The organism is Rhizobium sp. P1_C7, assembly GCF_056406295.1.
Map to the genome: position 1 here is coordinate 1 of NZ_JBFUAL010000047.1, position 16,438 is coordinate 16,438.

The window sequence follows — 16,438 nt, forward strand, 5'->3', positions numbered from 1 at the left end:
GGTTTGCTATAACGCCGTGACGGCGCGCGACATCCACAACACGAACACCAGGCTCAAAGCTTTCCGCTACGATCCGCGCCTTCACATCATCCGGCCAACGCCGATTTCCGCGGCGCGGCTCGACAACTTCGTAGCGACCAACAAATCCATCATCTGCCATGCAAATCTCCAGATAAAACTGGAAACCTTCTCGCATACGCAGCAAGCCTCAAAATACACCCAATCCAATGGGGCGGAGACGGCGCTTACAAGTCCGCACGTCACTGCAACTTGCTCGATGCTGTATCCGGAGTTCAATCTGGTGGATCGGATTGCTTCACCGAGCGTGGCGTGTACCTGCGCGGGAACATCAGAGTCTTCAATGTTGCCAAAAGATTTCGTCATGCCAGATCTCCGAATGTGCTTTCTTTGTGTTCCGACTGGCGATTTAAGTCGCACACTAACGATTGCAAGAGCGCCAAATTCACTATTCATTGAGCCGAACAATTCGTTGAGAAGCCCTGTTTGCGAGCTGGAGTGGAGCGACCTCACACTAGGTGATTCCTGTCAGGGGAGCTCTCCCTGTGTAGATCACGACCGCCATTGCCATCTCCGCGATATTTTCTTTCCCGGCCTCTGCAAGGTCCTTAAGGTGCGTACCCGAGGAGGATTCTGATGACCACGATTTCGCATTTTTCGGCACGCAGAAGCGTTGGCATATGGCCCAGTGAGCGTCGCGCCGTTCTTGATTGGCTTATGAATGAGACGAGTTCGCAGCGTTTCCTTGACAACTTGCTGGTTGAAATGTGCGAGCGTTTGGTGGGCGAGGGGGTGCCCGTCGCAAGGTCATCGCTTCACCTAAGAATCCAGCACCCGCAATGGCAAGGCGCTCGAATCCTATGGCAACCTGGCGTCGAGAAAGCGCATGTCGATACCTTCGACTACGATGTCGACACCACCGAACTGTTTCTTCGCAGACCAGCAACGGAAATCTACAATGGCGCATCGGAAGTTCGGCAGCGCCTTGATGCCAACAATACAGACGTCGTCCGATATCCGCTTTTTGAAGAGCTTCAGCAGGATGGTTTTACCGACTACGTTGCTTGGCCGATACAGCATACGTGGGGCAAACGGCACGTCGTGACATTTGCGACGAAACAGCCGGAAGGTTTCTCGGAGCACGAGATCACCTACTTGAAGGATTTGCTGCCCGCGCTCGCTTTGGCCAGTGAAATCCGTATGAAGAACGCGATGGCCCGAACGCTCCTGGAAACCTATGTAGGGCCCCATGCGAGTGCGGAAATCCTTGCGGGAGCCACGACACGCGGCAGCGGCAAGACAGTCAGTGCTGCTATCATGATTTGCGATCTTCGCGATTTTACCGCGCTATCCGACCTGTGGCCTCGCGATGACATCATCGAAATCCTCAACGGCTACTTCGACGCCTTATGCGAACCCGTCGAAGCCCGTGGTGGTGAAATACTCAAGTTCATGGGTGATGGTCTTCTGGCTATTTTCCCGCTCAGTAACCCAAATGCGTGTGCCGACCTCCTGCAAGCCATCTCCGAGGGAAGGCAGCGAATAGGTGCGTTGAATGCTCAGCTGGTGGAAAGCGGCAAACCAGCGTTGCGTTATGGCGTCGGGGTGCATGTTGGTGACGTCATGTATGGCAACATTGGCTCGCGAAAGCGTCTCGATTTCACCGCGATCGGACCAGCGGTCAATGTCGCCTCGCGCTTGGAGGAGCTTACCAAGGTAATCAAACGGCCGGTGCTACTTTCCTTTGACTTCGTGAAAATACTTGGTTCCTCGAAGGAGTTTGCCGATCTTGGATCGCATTCGCTGAGAGGCTTGGAGAGGCCCGTTAGCGTTTTCGGAACCCTTGACTGACTGACTAGGACAATACTGAAGCTGATGACGAATGGGATCACCCGTCGCTATACCGGTGCGAGACCAACAGAATTGCTGCGATGTCGAAAACGTCCCTTTCGTGTCGCGAAGGGGTGACAATCGCTTACGTGGGCTGCTTTGCGAAGCGGCGACAGCGCTGCTGACGAGAACCAGTGCCAGGACCGAGAGCAGTCTCAAGAGTTGGGGACTTAAACTGCGCGAGCGACTTGGCTTCAAGCTGGCCGCAGTGGCAGGCCTTCGGCTCTTGAAGCACGAGATAATGAAGAAAACTCGGAGTGATTTGGCGCTATAATCTGCATGAAGTTAGAAATGGGATTGATAAATGAGAAATGGCGACTTCAGCGATCTAGCGGCGTTCATCGCCGTCGCGGAAGCCGGGAGCTTCACGCGGGCCGCGGCGAAGCTCGGCCTCTCGCAGTCGGCGCTCAGCTACTCGGTCCGGATGCTCGAACAGCGCTTGGGCGTTCGGCTCATCTCCCGCACGACAAGGAGCCTATCGCTCACCGATGCCGGGGAGCGGATGCTGAAAAGCCTTCGCCCCGCGTTCGATCACATCGACAACGAGGTCGCCGCCGTCACGGCACTGCGCGACAAGCCGACGGGAACGATCCGGATCACAACGTTCCGCCATGCCGCACGAAGCGTACTCTGGCCCGTGCTCTCAAAATTCCTGTCGGAGTATCCGGACATCGAAGTCGAACTGAGCGTCGATGAAGGTTTGACCGACATCGTCGCCAGCCGTTTCGACGCCGGCATTCGCATTGGAGAGCAGGTTCAGAAGGACATGGTGGCCGTGAGGATTGGTCCCGACCTCAGAATGGCGGTCGTCGGCTCACCGGCCTATTTTGAGAAGCGCAAAATACCGGAGACGCCTCGCGACCTCGGAGACCATCTCGGTGTCAGCTATCGGCAGACGACGGGGGGCGGATTGTACGCCTGGGAGTTCGCCCGCAATGGCGAGGAACTCGAGGTGCGGATGAACGGCCCTCTGGTAATCAACGACGGCGAGATGCTCGAGGAGGCGGCGCTGGATGGATTGGCGCTCGCCTACACGTTCGAGAGCCAGGTGGCGCGCTACATTGAGGAGGGGCGCTTGATCAGGGTGTTGGACGACTGGTGCCCGCCATTCGCGGGCTATCACCTCTATTACCCGAGCAGACGCCAGCATACGGCCGCCTTCGCTCTTCTCGTCGAGGCTCTTCGCTTCAAAGCCTGACGGTGCCTATTCAGAAGCGCCATTTCTAAAGTCATGCAGATAATGCTGTCTAATCGACAGAGTGCTTTTCGACTACTTTCGTCTCCGTGAACACCGCCAGAAAGCTTGTCCATGCCGCAGCGACGAAGTCCTGCAGGCCAACAGCCGCGGCGGCCAACCTCAGGAGACTTCCATGAACGAATACAACGAGCGCCCGTCCCAGGATTCCGGACTTAGGCGTCGGGCACTTCTGATGCGCACCGCAGCCGTGGGGGCGGCCTTGCCGCTTGCATCCATGGCATGGGTAGGATCTTCGCAGCAGGCGGCGGCCGCTGGGCAACAGACCTCCACCACCATGAATACGCGCAAACTCGGATCGCTGGAAGTTTCTGAACTCGGCGCAGGTGCCATGAGCATCAGTGCCAACTACGGACCTCCAGCCGACATCGAACAGGGTGTCAAGACACTGCGCACAGCGCACGAAAACGGCGTGACGTTCTTCGATACTGCGGAAGTCTATGGTCCCTACACGAGCGAGGAGCTGGTCGGAGAAGCGCTCGCGCCCATCCGCAACGAAGTGAAGATCGCGACCAAGTTCGGTTTCGCGCTCGACGGAACGATTGGTCTCGACAGCCGGCCCGACCGCATCATACGAGTGGTCGAGGGGTCTCTCAGGCGCTTGCGGACCGATCACATCGACCTCCTGTATCAGCACCGCGTCGACAAGAGCGTGCCAATCGAGGACGTCGCCGGTGCCGTCAAGGATCTGATCCAGCAAGGGAAGGTGCTGCACTTCGGTCTTTCGGAACCAAGCGCCACGACGATCCGCAAGGCACATGCCGTCCAGGCCCTCTCGGCCGTGCAGACCGAATATTCGCTGATGGAGCGCGGCGTGGAAAAGAACGGCGTGCTCGCAGCCTGTGAGGAGCTTGGCATCGGCTTCGTTCCGTGGGGGCCGGTCGGTATGGGGTATCTCACGGGTCGCATGGACGGCAGCGCCAAGCTCGATCCGAACACCGACATCCGGACGACTTTCGAGCGCTTCAGCCCGAAAAATCTCGCCGCAAACATGCCGATCGTGGATTTCCTGAAGCAGTTCGCCGCCAAGAAGGGCGCCACGCCGTCTCAGGTCGCTCTCGCCTGGCTGCTCGCCCAGAAGCCGTTCATCGTGCCGATCCCCGGTACCCGCAACGCCGACCATCTCAACGAGAACCTGGGCGCCCTGCGGGTCGAGCTGTCGGCTGCCGATCTCCAAGAGATCGAAACCGCGTTGTCGAAGATCACCATCCATGGCGGACGCATGAATCCGATGCAGATGGAACTCGTCGACACCAGCGCCTGAGGCCGCGCCGTCGGGCGTTTCGTCTCCCCAACACGCCGACGGCCCTCCGCCTACGGCGTGCGATGGAACTTACGAAGGATATTCCGTTGAACCCACCTATGACTTCCGAGGGCAGGTCGCCCTCGTGACCGGAGCCAGTTCCGGCATCGGTTTCGCCGCCGCGCAGGCCTTCGCCGAAAGCGGCGCCTCCGTGGTTCTTGCCGACATCAATGAGGCTGCCGTGGAAGCGCCCGCCCACCGCAAATCTTGTTCTGATCGAATAAAAGGGTTCCCGATGCCACGGACACCATATCACGCCTGGAGCTTGATCAAGACCGCCTTATCGGGCGCCATGATCACCGTCGCGCTCTCATGGGTCGTCGGTTCTTCGGCGATGGCGCAGGTCAATCGCGCCGCGTTCCCGAAGGACTTCGACCAGTTCGTTCTCTACGCAACCTACGATCGCGGCTCGTCGAAAGAGGAAGCATTCGCGACGCCGGAGACGCTGGCGATTGCGAAGTCCGGGCAAGAGCTTCCGCCTGGCACGCGCCTCGTTCTCGGGATCTGGACCGATTACAAGCTCACCGGATACTTCGTCATGGAGAAGGGCTTATTCTGGGGGCTCGACTTCCCCTCGGAGCAGCGGACGGGCGACTGGCATTTTCAGCAGTTCGACATCGAGGGCAAGGTAAAGAGAACCGCCATCGCGGAACGATGCCAATCTTGCCACGGCTCCCAGGCGGACAACGACTTCCGGTTTACGGCCGACCGGATGGAAGCATACGTCCCTTGAGGATCTCGCTATACGTTCGACTGGCCGTCGACTTGATTGCAGCGAGCTTCGTGCTGGCACCGTTCGCCTACAGCCGGTGAGGCGACGTCACGCATGGCCGTTTCAACGTTATCCCGCACGGACGATATGTCGATTCCAGCAAACAGGCGCAACGAGAACTGTCAAACTAAGATCGAAGATGGAGCGTGAAAAATTATGATGAAGAACAAGGTATGGTTCGTGACCGGCGCGGGCCGCGGCATGGGCATCGACATCGCCCAAAAGGCCATTGCCGCTGGGCACTCCGTAGTCGCAACGGGACGCGATCCAGACAAGGTCTTAAAAGCGGTCGGAAACCACCCGAATCTTCTGACGGTCGCCCTCGACATCACCGATCAGGTGGCCGCGATGAAAGCAGTAGAGGCAGCGGTGGAAAGGTTCGGCCGCATCGACGTCCTCGTCAACAATGCCGGCAACTTCTATGCGGGCTATTTCGAGAACATCAGCGACGAGCATTTCCGCGCACAGATGGAGACAAACTTCTTCGGTCCTCTAAACGTGACCCGCGCCGTGCTACCCGTCATGCGCAGGCAGCGCAGCGGTCAGGTCATTACTATCACCTCCACGGCTGGCCTCGTAGGCCAGGAATTCGTCGTGGCATACGCAGCGTCGAAGTTCGCTTTGGAGGGCTGGATGGAGTCCTTGCGATACGACGTCGCTCCGTTTGGCATCAGCACGATGTCGGTCGAGCCGGGCTTCTTCCGCACCGAACTCCTTGTCGAGGACGCGTCGACTATCTGGCCGAAGCTTGACGTCGCGGACTATGCGGAACGGACCGCGCAGACCGTTGCCGCATGGAAGACAATGGACGGGAAGCAAGGTGGCGACCCGGCAAAACTCGCCTCTGCGATCGTAGAACTGTCGGACTCCGAGAGACTGCCTGTCCGTTTCGTCGCAGGCGCAGACGCAATCGACGCGGTCGAATCCAACCTGGCGGTCATCAAGAAACAGATCGACGCTTACCGAGAAGTCTCGGTATCGCTGTCGCACGACGACTGAACCTGCAAATTTAAGACCAAGAAACGAAAAGGCCCGCTCGAGCGGGCCGATCTTCTCACCTGTTGATCGCAGCTTGAGCGCTGGCGTTGTAGCGCTCTCCGACCACCTTGATGGCATCGAGCGCCCGGCTGATCTCCTGCAGCTCGTCCAAAGAAAGATCCACCTCGATGGCCCCGGTGTTCTCAACGACGCGAGCGATTTTGGTGCTGCCGGGGATCGGAACAATCCATGGCTTCTGTGCGAGCAGCCAAGCAAGTGCGATTTGCGCTTTGGTGACGCCCTTGTTGTCCGCGATGCGGCCGATCTCCTCGACCAGGGCGACGTTTACGCGGCGGTTCTCCTCGGCGAAGCGCGGCGAGGTGTTTCTGAAGTCGCCTTCACCGAACGACGTCGAGGCGTCGATCGCCCCGGTCAGGAATCCTTTACCGAGCGGGCTGAAGGGAACGAACCCGACGCCCAATTCCTCGAGAACCGGCACGATCTTTTCTTCAGGCTCCCGCCACCAGAGGGAGTATTCGCTCTGCAGCGCCGTTACCGGCTGGACCGCATGGGCCCGGCGGATTGCATCGACGCCGGCCTCGGATAGACCGAAGTGCCGGACCTTTCCCTCGGCGATCAGGTCGCGCACCGTCCCGGCGACATCCTCCATCGGCACTTTTGGATCGACACGGTGCTGGTAGAGAAGATCGATGTGATCGATCCCGAGACGCTTAAGCGAGCCCTCGCAGGCCTCCCTGATCCGGGAAGGATTGGAGTCGATCCGGGGTGACGCCTGGTCGTACGAGAAGCCGAATTTGGTCGCGATGACGACCTTGTCGCGGATCGGAGCAAGGGCTTCTCCGACGACCTTTTCGTTTTCGAAGGGACCATAGATCTCGGCCGTGTCAAAAAACGTGACGCCGCGGTCGTAGGCGGCATGGATGACCTTTACCGCCTCGTCGGTGGGCAGGTTGGTATTGAAGCCATGGCTTAGTCCCATGCAGCCGTAGCCGATCGCCGAAACCTCAAGACCTTGTCCGAGTGTACGCTTCTTCATGAGGTTGCTCCTTTAGTGGTGAGATCGTTCGCCGGAGTGGCCGGCGTGAGATGAAGTGTCCTATAAAACGAACCGGCGGCTTGATCGTTCAGACATCCGCACGCGCGGTTGGGGCGCACATTGGTGATGTTCTGGGTCGACTATTCTGGGCGCCGTTCGACCCGCTTGATCAGCGTTACACCGTAGTAGGCGAGCGCAGCGATCAAAGCGACGATGGCGACGTAGTTCATGAAGAATCCGATGACCGATTCGTTGAAGTCCCACATGTCGAGCGAATAGTTCAGTAGCAGCTTGGTGCCAAACGCCATCTCGAAGTAGCCTTCGATGCCGAGGACCGCGAGAATGAGAACGACGATCCGAAGCAGGGAGGATCGTAGGACGTTAGGTTTCGAGATTCCGAACATTCGTCGACAGACGCTCATCACCACTGCCCATCTGAGCCCGAGGTGAATGGCGACGATCAGCACAATCCAGTAGGCGCCGAACATATGGACCTCGCGTACGCCGAAGGCACCGTCAATGGACGCGAATGCGAAGACGTTGCGGGATATGAGAACACTTGTCAGAAGCATCACGGCCATGGCAATCGCCAGACCAGCGATCGTCACCGTATTGAGGCTTCGCGCGATGGTGTAGCGGCCGCGAAAGAGGGCGACGTACCAGCGACGGTTGATGACGACATGCGTGATCACCAGCGCGAACAGCAGGGTGCCAAATACCTCATGGGCGCGATTGTCGAGCCACCAGTAGGCAAGACACGAGACCAGAAGTCCGATGGCTACGAGGTGGAGAGACAGGCGAACGGGAAACGGCATCATTCGAATTCGAAGCGCCGCATGTCGCTGTGACTGTAAAGGAAATCTCGGTCTGCTCGCGACGTGTGGCATGACTGGCAGCGTGCCGTATTCTCCGCCATGTTGATGGTCTTGTCCGGCTTGAACCACTGGAACTGCCAGTCTCCGGTCCTGCGGTTCTCGTCATAATCCGCGCCCCAGCCTTCACGCTTCTCCATAACGAAATAGCGGAAGACTTCGCCTTCGCGGTAGTCGACGAGAACGACATGGGTGTTTAGTGGCACGGACTGACCGTTCTTGACGGCCTCGATCGCTTCTCGCGATGTCATCAGGTGCTCTGTGACATCCCCGCGCGTGACTGTCGTATAATGGATGAGCTTGTCGATGTCCGGGAACGTCGTGCGGTTCTGCTCCGCATGAACCTGCCATCCGATCAGTGCGACAGCAAACCCGGAGATCGCGGCGCTCACGACCGCGCCTTCTACGTTCTTCATTCGGGAATCCTTGCGAGCTTGCCCGGCTTTGGCACGGCCGTCCAGTTCAGTTGACGATTGATGGACTGTCCGGTTGCGTTGTCGGCATTCAGGAAGGACTGTGCGCATACCGCGCCGGGCAAGGCCGCCAGCACGATGCCGATTGTCAGGAGCATATTCGCAAGCGCATTCTTCAATCGATCTCTCCGAGCTCGCCTCAAGCGTCGCTGACGCGTGAAAGGTGACTTCCGGAGCAGAGTAGCGGACCGGGCGAGCGATGATTAGCCGCATATATCCGCATGCGGTTAGAAGGCGGGCTTCTCAATCACGGCCGGTTGATCACTTCGTCATCGTCGGAGCATCGACCACGAGCGCGAAGGCAGGAGAGGGGTGACGCCGGTTCGGATAGTTAAGATGGTAGCCGCCAAACGGCGGCACCAGTCCTCCAGGACGCGGCATGTAGGCTACCCCAAGCCCCGCAGCGCCGCCTCGCGCCTCATGGCGAGGTTGTTGAAGGCAAGCTGCCCTTCTACACGACACGAAGCTCGCGATCATCCTTCTCGAACTCCCAGGCGAAGATCGTTTCGTGGGTCGGGAGCCTCATGTTGATGCAGTTGGCGCTGGTCGACTTGATCCGATCGGTGGGAGACCGGCATGGCGCGACGCCAGCCCAAGTGGCGCTCGCCTGGCTTCTTGCCCAAAAGCCCTGGATCGTCCCGGCAAAGCGCTGCAGGCGAAGCTCGACGAGCTGATCCTGACGTCGCAGGCGCAAAACAAGTTTGTCGCCATAGAAAAGCTCGACGAAGCCCAGCTCCGAGAAATGAGCAAGACGCTCGCCGAGAAAGCCGAGTGCGGTGAGGACGTCGCCGACGACAAGGCGGAGGCCCGCGAGGCCGGTCAGGTGTTCTCTTTACGATCCTGAATCATCGCTTCGAGTTCTTGGGCCTCCCGCCGCTGCACGGAGATTAGGTCGTTGCGGGCAGCGGCGCTCGAGCGGATGAGCTCGTCGACTTTCACCTGAGGTGCTGCATCAGCAGCAGGATGAACAGCACCGACATCGTCCCCAGCATGTTGGACAGAAGGAGCCACTCGCGCGGGAAGCGGAGCATCGCTCCCAGACCGCACCGTGGCGTCTCCGTGTACGATAGGACGGACGAGCGGGAAGGACGCAAGCATGCGCAGAAGGGCGGTGCCGCCATAGGCATACGGCGAAATGACGAGGCCGGGCTTGAGGATCACCCAGTGGATATTGCTTTCCCTGAGGCGGGCATCGGAAATCGCCTTAGTGCGCAGGAACTCGGTCGTGGCCTATCCGCGCTGATCACTTAAGCACGCGGAGTGCTTTCGCCGGCTCCCTCCGAAACGGCACATGAATGTGTGTGAACGCTTAGTAGCCGGGACCAAGGTTACCGAATCCGGGGCAATTCGCGTACAGATTGCTAGCATTATCCCATACCCATTATAAACTATTGCAAAATCAATTAGATAGTGACATTGTGACGTTTGCAGACCAGAAAAGGTCGACCATTACATTGCCGATGGCGAGATCGCCTTTGCAAGTTTGATGCAAGTTGAATTGCTATCCCCACCCGCCGCCACCTCCTTCGAATTCGAGGATCTGCGCACCGGGAACGGCAACAGCGAAACCAGCATTTGGGCTGGAAACCGAACGTGCGGAGAACGTCGATGAGAATTGCGCGACCAGCCGCGTTCTGGATCGTGGTCTGTGCAGTCGCTTTTGTGATGCTGGTGCTATTACGGCAAATCCTTCTACCATTCGTTGTCGGTGCATTGCTCGCCTATCTGCTCGTTCCCGCGGTCGACAGATTGGAGCGGTTCGGGATCAATCGTTCCTTGGCAGCTCTGGGCGTCCTCCTGCCGCTAATCGCGGGTCTCATCGCCTTTCTTCTTGTGATGCTTCCGGCCCTCATTGGCGAGGTCAGGTTTTTCGTTGATGAGTTTCCCCGCTACATCACACGACTCCAGTCTCTCATGACCAATGCAAGCCTCCCTTGGCTGCACAGTGTCATGGGTGGCGCGCTTCACATCGAGCAATCGTCCACTGATGTCGCCAAGTCGATGGGTAGCGATTGGCTCGATGGCTTCCTTCGCTCTCTATGGTCGAGCGGACGTGCCTTGATTTCCCTTATTTCGCTCCTAGTCGTCACGCCCATCATCGCCATCTATCTCACCATCGACTGGCACCGAATGATTGCGACGATCGATGGCTGGTTTCCCCCGCCGTATCGCGACGACATCCGGGCGCTTGGGCGGGAAATCCACGAAACGGTGGCTGCCTTCCTGCGCGGGCAAATTATCATCTGTCTCGCGCTTGTCGTGCTTTATGCGACAGCCTTAAGCCTCGTCGGACTCAACCATGCCATGTTGATCGGCATTGCCGCGGGCCTCATCAGTTTTGTTCCCTATCTGGGTGCCGCCACCGGCATCTTTGTGTCGACGTGCGTTGCGATGGCTCAGTTCTGGCCGAATTGGGTACCCGTCGCCGTGGTGGCGGGCACTTTTGTCGTCGGAGAAATACTTGCCGACTACGTGCTATCGCCACGCGTCATCGGTCGTCGCGTCAATCTCAACCCGGTCTGGATGATGTTTGCGCTGTTCGCTTTTGGCTGGCTATTCGGCTTCATTGGCGTGTTGTTGGCGATACCTATCTCGGCATCGTTGGGAGTGATACTTCGGTTCGCGATGCGGCGATCTTTAACGAGCTCGAGCCGGCAGGTCACAGACAGGCCTGGCCCGGATTGATGTAGGCAATGGACCCCGTCTGGTACTGGACGTATCGCCGAAGTGGCGCCCATCGAACACACCACGTTCTCCCGAAAAACGCCACCGTCTGCCCGCGCGGCAGAACGAGCGCGAAGACGCAGGCGGCCGCGATGCCGGACCTGAGGCGATCTGGACCACAGGCGCGGCGAAGAACCGTCGTGGATTTCAGGCCGATCGGCTGAAAAAGCGCCGATGAGGCAGACGCCGACCATGAGGCAGATGGCCTTGAGGTCGATGGGTTTGCGGCTGACCAAGATTTTCGCTCCGATTGTGCGACCGCAATAGAGCATTTGCCGTGTTTGCTAGCCTCCAACTCTGTCAGACGGTCTTAGCGGATGGGGGAAATGCGGATTAGTGGCGGCAGCCACTCCTGCCCCAAAAGGAGTTGCGCCAACTTTACCTCGTGGTCAATCCAAGAATGAAGTATTGGGCGCACTGACGGATCGCTCAGGCGTCCCGCTCGTTTGCGACGAGGCGGAAACTGCCGATCCCGAAGCTGTCGGCTACCCACAGAAGCAGGCGTTCAGGCACCGACAAGGCATTTCGCCGCTCAATCACCTGCCGCGCTAACGCGGGCTTGTTGGTGATAAGCCCGTCCACCCCCATTGAAATCATCCGCGACATTGTCACGGGCTCGTCGACCGTCCAGACGTAGAGTAGCTTTCCGTTGGCTTTGCACCGTTCGCTCAAACCGACCGAGACCTGCCCTACGTTTACGGCGATAATGTTGGTGTCGAGTTTCGATAGATCGCCGACTGCTCTTGCGGCCAGAATTCCGGTTCGCCACACTGGGCGCAGGCTCCGCATTTTCTCAACCATCGGCAATTTGAGCGATATCACGGCGATTTTGTCAGCCATCCCTGTCTCCTCGACAATCCGGGCAACGCGGTCCTCCAGGTCGACATTGTGTCCGTAGTACTTCAGTTCGATCATGACACGCGACTTTCCACGCGCGGCCGAGAGCACCTCGCGCAACGTCGGTGTACGTTCGGCCGCATAGGCTGGATCAAACGAACTGCCAACGTCGATGCCGGCAATATCGGTCATCGTCGCGTTCCAGACCTTCAGTTCGATCCCCGCCGACTTCATGAAATCGCTGTCATGGGCGACAATGACTTCGCCGTCGGCACTCTCCTGGACGTCGATCTCCACCCAGTCGGCACCATCATCGATCGCCTTGAGGACGGCCGCCATGGTGTTTTCAGGTCGTTCGCCAGCCGCGCCACGATGAGCAATGATCTCGACCGTCTGCGGCGAACCGATCCGCGTGAGCAAACCATTTGTCAGGACGAGCCCTGCTGCGACGCAGGCCAACGCCGGCGAAAGAATGATCCAAAGCGGCACCCTGCGGCCCGAAAAGCCAACGCCAACAGCAGCAGTTGCGGGGACACCTTCCTGTCCCGTCGCCTCGAGAAATTCCGACCGCAGGAGCTGTGCCAGGGCACCGTTCGACAGCGCCGAGACGACGGCATTCATCACTCCCCAGACCAGCAGGAAGAAGAAGGTCAGTCCGGCAATCCACCGTAAGCCATCAGCCAAAAACGAGGGGATCGCTCCGATTATCACACCAAATGTCGCCGCGATCGTGGCGACCATAATCATGCGCAGCGTAATCCAGACGAGAGTCTGCCCGAAAATGCTCAACTTCCGTCCCTGCAGCAGCGCGGCACTCTCTTTGAAGGCTTTCCATGGTCGCACCCCTTGCCCGACGACGAGTTGCAACGCGAAGGCCCAGTCGGTCAACTTTGAGAGCAGCACCATGCCCATGATTGTAGCCAGGGTCGCGATGACGCCGGCCGCGAACAGGGCCTGTGGTGGGAGGTTGGTGAGGTAGTAGTTGATGTCGTGGTCGCGCAAAGTCCAATATGCAGTAGCCCCTATCGCCAGGAGAAACGGCAGCGCGATGCCGAGAACGCGCAGGAGGAGTCCGAGACTGAAGCGGATTATGCACGAAAAACGCGGGACGACGAAGGCAAGCCCCCGCCGGATCGCTGGCAGGGCATGCTGCTCTCGTATGGCGAGCGTGTACGTCATCAGGGCGATGTCCAGCGCCGCTGCGGCGATGCCAAGCGTAAGAGCGGCGAGGGCGGCGATAGCGCCAGCCGGTGTCATGAGGAGCCGCGCAATGTCCTGATCCGTCATGGCGCTGCGGCCGGAGAGACTGACGACAATGCCGAATAGCAGTCCGATCATCGGCACGAACAATGCAGCGGCGATCAGTCGGACTGAGAGATGCACAGCAACGAAAGGCATGCGATAGGCGAACGCGACGCGAAAATGCGTCCAGACTTTCGATAGCATCGCCATCGCCCCGCGCGTTGCTCCTCGCATGCCGTACTCCGTTGAGGGTGTGGTCCGAGCAGTCCTTTGAAAAGACCTGCAGACGTGCGTACGAGACTATTTGTCCGCGGCCGGGTGCGACAATACGCTCGGTGATGAGACCCGGACCGGTAAACCGTCCAGGTCCAAAACGCAGTTCTCGACCCAAGCCGCGAAGCTATACCCGATTCAGCGCCTTGTCATGCGAGAAGCGCTTTCGACTGTCGTCATTGCCGAAAGGCGCGATAAGCAGAAAGGCAGGCGACAAGCGCATCCAAAATCACTCATGCTTGACCCCATAACCCACGCTGCAATAGCCATCGCCTCCCGTCATTCCGCCATCAATTGGCGATTGGGATCACAGAAGGCCCTCTTTCCCATCTTCCTCGCGGTTTCGAAATTGATGCGCAGTCCGGAAGCAAAGATGCGGTTGCCTGACGCCTTCGATAGGGCAGCGAATGCGTTGCGCTTGGCATCGGCGACAATGGTCGCGTTGGCGCGTTCGCTCGGCCCGCAGACGGTGACAAGCGCTTGCATCAGGGCAGCTACCTTCATTTCGAGTTCCGCCTCGTCTGGGTCAAGAGCCGTGACGGGAGGGGCGTCATTGCCGTGCACCTTTTTTTTGGAGATTCCATTCCAACTGCATCATCGCCGATTAGAGGGTAGGGGATCAGCCAGTTAGAAACGCGAGACTAGCACCGTCGGTCAGCCCCCGATCCGGCCGGGCCGGGTTGCAAGGGCGGAGCGGGGGCTGGTGATAACATTCCCCTTCGGCTTTAGCTTTCTCACTAGCAATTGTTCTTTTACCGCTCGATACTCGCTGGCACTTGCATGGCGCAGTTGGGGATCAAAGCCGCACGATGCTTCCGGAAATAAACCTGCAAGGTGACGTCGATGTCGCCGCGCTGTCACCACTTCTGCGCGGCATGCTTCTTTCGGTTGCCTATGCTGACGGTGAGGGCGGCATAGGATTGACGGCGACCGGCGCCATGAACCGCAAGTTCGTGCATTGGGCCGCTGTGCACTTCCTCTGGCCAGGATTCACAGCCGAGGACCTCTACAGCATGAACAAAGTACTCAATGAAAGCGACATGCCGCCGCTTTGGGTCGTGCGCGACATGGCCCGTCATCTGAAGCTTCTTCGCCGGAAAAAGGATGTGCTGCTGCCAACCAGACGCGGCCGGGAGTTTTTGGTGAACCCGCAAGCCTTCTTCGATCTGGTCGCCACGGATTATCTCTATTCGTATGTCCACGCCACCGAGCGGGAAGAGGAGGTCCGAGCGCGCTTGCGCTGGTGGCGCATGTTCCTCAATCTTCTCAATATCAAGGCCAGAGAAGGTTGCACGCCAATGGACGTTGTGAAGATCCTCTATCCAGACCTGGCGCCTCTGTCGGACACCGAAATGACCATAGAAGCTTGGGAGTTGAAATCCGACCTTCAGTATGGCGTCTTCCAACGCTTATGCTGGCTCGGCTTGCTCTATGAGGCACGAGAGGGGCTCACTCTTCTGCAGGACGGATCCCTCCACAAGACGCCACTTTGGGCAGCTTGCCTGCAGTTGGAATCGGATACCCAAAGCGACATTGGCGTGCATTGACGATCTTATTCCGCCGCTGGCTGCCTCAATAACGCTTTCTCTCGCCGCGCAATCACCGCCGGATCATTCATGAAATCCGTCCTCGGCCCCGGCTTGCGGCCACGCTTCTGATAGCCGTTGCTCTGGCTGCCATCCGGTATTCCGAACATATGATCCGTCTGGCCGGTGCGGCGTGGGCCGTTCTTGCTACGCTGCTGTTCGCGTCCGGCCTGCATCTCGGCGACGATCGACAGCATGTCGTCCAGCCGCTTGTTGTCGACGAACTCGGCACGATGCATCGAGCGCAACGTATCGAACGTCCTGTAGGGCAGGGCAAAGCTCTCGTGCATGATCTCGAGCCGACCGTCCGGATAATCGCAGACAATCACCTTCTGGCCAGCCAATGGCCTGGAAATCTCGGTTGGATCGAGAATGAACAGCACCTTGTCGTAGCGCAGCGTCAGGGATTGCGACAGCGTGCGCACCTCCTTGCGGCACATGGCGCCATCGAGGTTCTCATGCTCGGCCAGCGGCCGGTGCATGTCCTTCGGATTGCGTGGTTGCTTGCCGAAACGAGTGTTGAAATCTCTAATGAACTCAGGCGCATAGGCATTGGCAGCTTCGATCGTATCAATGCCGCGAAGCCGCAACTCCTTGACCAACCGATCCTGCAATGTCTGGTTGGCACGTTCCACACGGCCCTAGGCCTGCGGGATGTTGGCACAGATGATGTCGATGTTCAGCTCATAAAGTGCTCGACCGAACTGCGTCAGTCCGCTGGTCCGGTCCTTCTCGGACGCATGCGTGGAGCGGAAAACGCCGTGCTTGTCGCTGTAGAAGGCCAGCGGCTTGCCCCAATGCTGCAGATAGGCCTTCGTCGCATGCAGATAGTCGAACGTATTCTCCGATCCGGCAAAGCGAAGATGCAGGAGCTTGCCGGTGGCGTCATCGATATAGACGAGCAGGGCACATTTGGGACCGCGGTTCTCGAACATGGAGTAATCGCGGCGCGATCGCCCTGGCTTTTTTGGGCTGGCGAGGGTGGTTGCCCCCGATAAGATGGAAAAACGGGCTCTCGATTGGAACCGGGCCCAAACATCGGATGGAGGCAACCGTGAACCAGTATATTGGGCTTGATGTTTCATTGAAAGATACCGCGATTTCGATCCGGGAGGACGGCAAGCGGATCTGGCGGGGGAAGTGCCCTTCAGATCCAAA

Annotated in this window: 14 protein-coding genes and 7 pseudogenes; 12 read left to right on the plus strand and 9 right to left on the minus strand. The window is 58.6% G+C overall.

Annotated features, from left to right (window positions below):
- The coding region (locus tag AC1D2R_RS31555) for a transposase (protein ID WP_477973573.1) at positions 1-160 on the minus strand (160 nt) is incomplete at its 3' end.
- 494 nt (positions 161-654) lie between these two features.
- Between AC1D2R_RS31555 and AC1D2R_RS31560 the strand changes: the two genes are divergently transcribed.
- The 7 genes and pseudogenes from AC1D2R_RS31560 to AC1D2R_RS31590 all read left to right on the plus strand — a co-directional run bounded on the left by AC1D2R_RS31560 (position 655) and on the right by AC1D2R_RS31590 (position 6,237).
- On the plus strand, positions 655-1,869 hold the full coding sequence (locus AC1D2R_RS31560) for an adenylate/guanylate cyclase domain-containing protein (RefSeq protein WP_477973710.1): 1,215 nt from the start codon (positions 655-657) through the stop codon (positions 1,867-1,869).
- Positions 1,870-1,969: 100 nt separating this feature from the next.
- Positions 1,970-2,182, plus strand: a pseudogene (locus AC1D2R_RS31565) (IS110 family transposase); the annotation flags it as partial.
- A 30-nt stretch (positions 2,183-2,212) separates the two neighbouring features.
- Positions 2,213-3,106 carry a LysR family transcriptional regulator gene (locus AC1D2R_RS31570; RefSeq protein WP_477973711.1) on the plus strand — a complete coding sequence of 298 codons (894 nt, stop codon included), beginning with the start codon at positions 2,213-2,215 and terminating at the stop codon, positions 3,104-3,106.
- A 334-nt stretch (positions 3,107-3,440) separates the two neighbouring features.
- Positions 3,441-4,427 carry an aldo/keto reductase gene (locus AC1D2R_RS31575; RefSeq protein ID WP_477973730.1) on the plus strand — a complete coding sequence of 329 codons (987 nt, stop codon included), beginning with the start codon at positions 3,441-3,443 and terminating at the stop codon, positions 4,425-4,427.
- A gap of 124 nt (positions 4,428-4,551) precedes the next feature.
- A pseudogene (locus AC1D2R_RS31580) lies at positions 4,552-4,692 on the plus strand (SDR family NAD(P)-dependent oxidoreductase); the annotation flags it as partial.
- Positions 4,693-4,701: 9 nt separating this feature from the next.
- Positions 4,702-5,199, plus strand: a complete 498-nt coding sequence (locus tag AC1D2R_RS31585) for a cytochrome P460 family protein (RefSeq protein ID WP_477973732.1) — start codon at positions 4,702-4,704, stop codon at positions 5,197-5,199.
- A gap of 198 nt (positions 5,200-5,397) precedes the next feature.
- Positions 5,398-6,237: an SDR family oxidoreductase gene (locus AC1D2R_RS31590; protein WP_477973712.1), complete on the plus strand. Its 840-nt coding sequence runs from the start codon at positions 5,398-5,400 to the stop codon at positions 6,235-6,237.
- 55 nt (positions 6,238-6,292) lie between these two features.
- Here the strand turns inward: AC1D2R_RS31590 and AC1D2R_RS31595 are convergent, their stop codons facing one another.
- The 5 genes and pseudogenes from AC1D2R_RS31595 to AC1D2R_RS31615 all read right to left on the minus strand — a co-directional run.
- Positions 6,293-7,273, minus strand: coding sequence for an aldo/keto reductase (locus AC1D2R_RS31595; RefSeq protein ID WP_477973714.1), 981 nt, complete (start codon positions 7,271-7,273; stop codon positions 6,293-6,295).
- A 140-nt stretch (positions 7,274-7,413) separates the two neighbouring features.
- Positions 7,414-8,088, minus strand: a complete 675-nt coding sequence (locus tag AC1D2R_RS31600) for a DUF4405 domain-containing protein (RefSeq protein WP_477973716.1) — start codon at positions 8,086-8,088, stop codon at positions 7,414-7,416.
- Positions 8,088-8,561, minus strand: coding sequence for a cytochrome P460 family protein (locus AC1D2R_RS31605; RefSeq protein ID WP_477973718.1), 474 nt, complete (start codon positions 8,559-8,561; stop codon positions 8,088-8,090). Before AC1D2R_RS31605 ends, AC1D2R_RS31600 begins: the two co-directional genes overlap by 1 nt.
- On the minus strand, positions 8,558-8,737 hold the full coding sequence (locus AC1D2R_RS31610) for a hypothetical protein (protein WP_477973720.1): 180 nt from the start codon (positions 8,735-8,737) through the stop codon (positions 8,558-8,560). Before AC1D2R_RS31610 ends, AC1D2R_RS31605 begins: the two co-directional genes overlap by 4 nt.
- Positions 8,738-8,879: 142 nt before the next feature.
- Positions 8,880-9,165, minus strand: a pseudogene (locus AC1D2R_RS31615) (type 2 periplasmic-binding domain-containing protein); the annotation flags it as partial.
- On the opposite strand from AC1D2R_RS31615, the pseudogene AC1D2R_RS31620 reads away from it, so the two are divergent.
- From AC1D2R_RS31620 to AC1D2R_RS31630, 3 genes and pseudogenes are all read left to right on the plus strand, one after another.
- Positions 9,155-9,259 (plus strand): annotated as a pseudogene (locus AC1D2R_RS31620) (aldo/keto reductase); the annotation flags it as partial. The pseudogenes AC1D2R_RS31615 and AC1D2R_RS31620 sit on opposite strands and share 11 nt — an antisense overlap.
- Positions 9,250-9,462 (plus strand): annotated as a pseudogene (locus AC1D2R_RS31625) (low affinity iron permease family protein); the annotation flags it as partial. The pseudogenes AC1D2R_RS31620 and AC1D2R_RS31625, both read left to right, overlap by 10 nt.
- Before the next feature lie 764 nt (positions 9,463-10,226).
- Positions 10,227-11,303, plus strand: a complete 1,077-nt coding sequence (locus tag AC1D2R_RS31630) for an AI-2E family transporter (protein WP_477973722.1) — start codon at positions 10,227-10,229, stop codon at positions 11,301-11,303.
- A 468-nt stretch (positions 11,304-11,771) separates the two neighbouring features.
- Here the strand turns inward: AC1D2R_RS31630 and AC1D2R_RS31635 are convergent, their stop codons facing one another.
- Together AC1D2R_RS31635 and AC1D2R_RS31640 are read right to left on the minus strand one after the other, a co-directional pair.
- Positions 11,772-13,655, minus strand: coding sequence for a glycerophosphodiester phosphodiesterase family protein (locus AC1D2R_RS31635; RefSeq protein WP_477973724.1), 1,884 nt, complete (start codon positions 13,653-13,655; stop codon positions 11,772-11,774).
- 318 nt (positions 13,656-13,973) lie between these two features.
- On the minus strand, positions 13,974-14,198 hold the full coding sequence (locus AC1D2R_RS31640; RefSeq protein WP_477973726.1) for a hypothetical protein: 225 nt from the start codon (positions 14,196-14,198) through the stop codon (positions 13,974-13,976).
- A gap of 305 nt (positions 14,199-14,503) precedes the next feature.
- Here AC1D2R_RS31640 and AC1D2R_RS31645 point away from each other — a divergent pair, with 305 nt between their 5' ends.
- Positions 14,504-15,241, plus strand: coding sequence for a hypothetical protein (locus tag AC1D2R_RS31645; protein WP_477973728.1), 738 nt, complete (start codon positions 14,504-14,506; stop codon positions 15,239-15,241).
- A gap of 5 nt (positions 15,242-15,246) precedes the next feature.
- Here AC1D2R_RS31645 and AC1D2R_RS31650 read toward each other — a convergent pair.
- Positions 15,247-16,212 (minus strand): annotated as a pseudogene (locus AC1D2R_RS31650) (ISNCY family transposase); the annotation flags it as partial.
- Between the two features lie 122 nt (positions 16,213-16,334).
- Between AC1D2R_RS31650 and AC1D2R_RS31655 the strand changes: the two are divergent.
- Positions 16,335-16,438 (plus strand): annotated as a pseudogene (locus tag AC1D2R_RS31655) (IS110 family transposase); the annotation flags it as partial.

Excerpts from the sequence above, each read along its gene's own strand:
- AC1D2R_RS31560 (WP_477973710.1), top strand. The coding sequence starts at position 655 with ATGACCACGATTTCGCATTTTTCGGCACGCAGAAGCGTTGGCATATGG.
- AC1D2R_RS31570 (WP_477973711.1), top strand. The coding sequence starts at position 2,213 with ATGAGAAATGGCGACTTCAGCGATCTAGCGGCGTTCATCGCCGTCGCG.
- AC1D2R_RS31575 (WP_477973730.1), top strand. The coding sequence starts at position 3,441 with ATGAATACGCGCAAACTCGGATCGCTGGAAGTTTCTGAACTCGGCGCA.
- AC1D2R_RS31585 (WP_477973732.1), top strand. The coding sequence starts at position 4,702 with ATGCCACGGACACCATATCACGCCTGGAGCTTGATCAAGACCGCCTTA.
- AC1D2R_RS31590 (WP_477973712.1), top strand. The coding sequence starts at position 5,398 with ATGAAGAACAAGGTATGGTTCGTGACCGGCGCGGGCCGCGGCATGGGC.
- AC1D2R_RS31595 (WP_477973714.1), bottom strand. The coding sequence starts at position 7,273 with ATGAAGAAGCGTACACTCGGACAAGGTCTTGAGGTTTCGGCGATCGGC.
- AC1D2R_RS31600 (WP_477973716.1), bottom strand. The coding sequence starts at position 8,088 with ATGCCGTTTCCCGTTCGCCTGTCTCTCCACCTCGTAGCCATCGGACTT.
- AC1D2R_RS31605 (WP_477973718.1), bottom strand. The coding sequence starts at position 8,561 with ATGAAGAACGTAGAAGGCGCGGTCGTGAGCGCCGCGATCTCCGGGTTT.
- AC1D2R_RS31630 (WP_477973722.1), top strand. The coding sequence starts at position 10,227 with ATGAGAATTGCGCGACCAGCCGCGTTCTGGATCGTGGTCTGTGCAGTC.
- AC1D2R_RS31635 (WP_477973724.1), bottom strand. The coding sequence starts at position 13,655 with ATGCGAGGAGCAACGCGCGGGGCGATGGCGATGCTATCGAAAGTCTGG.
- AC1D2R_RS31640 (WP_477973726.1), bottom strand. The coding sequence starts at position 14,198 with ATGAAGGTAGCTGCCCTGATGCAAGCGCTTGTCACCGTCTGCGGGCCG.
- AC1D2R_RS31645 (WP_477973728.1), top strand. The coding sequence starts at position 14,504 with ATGCTTCCGGAAATAAACCTGCAAGGTGACGTCGATGTCGCCGCGCTG.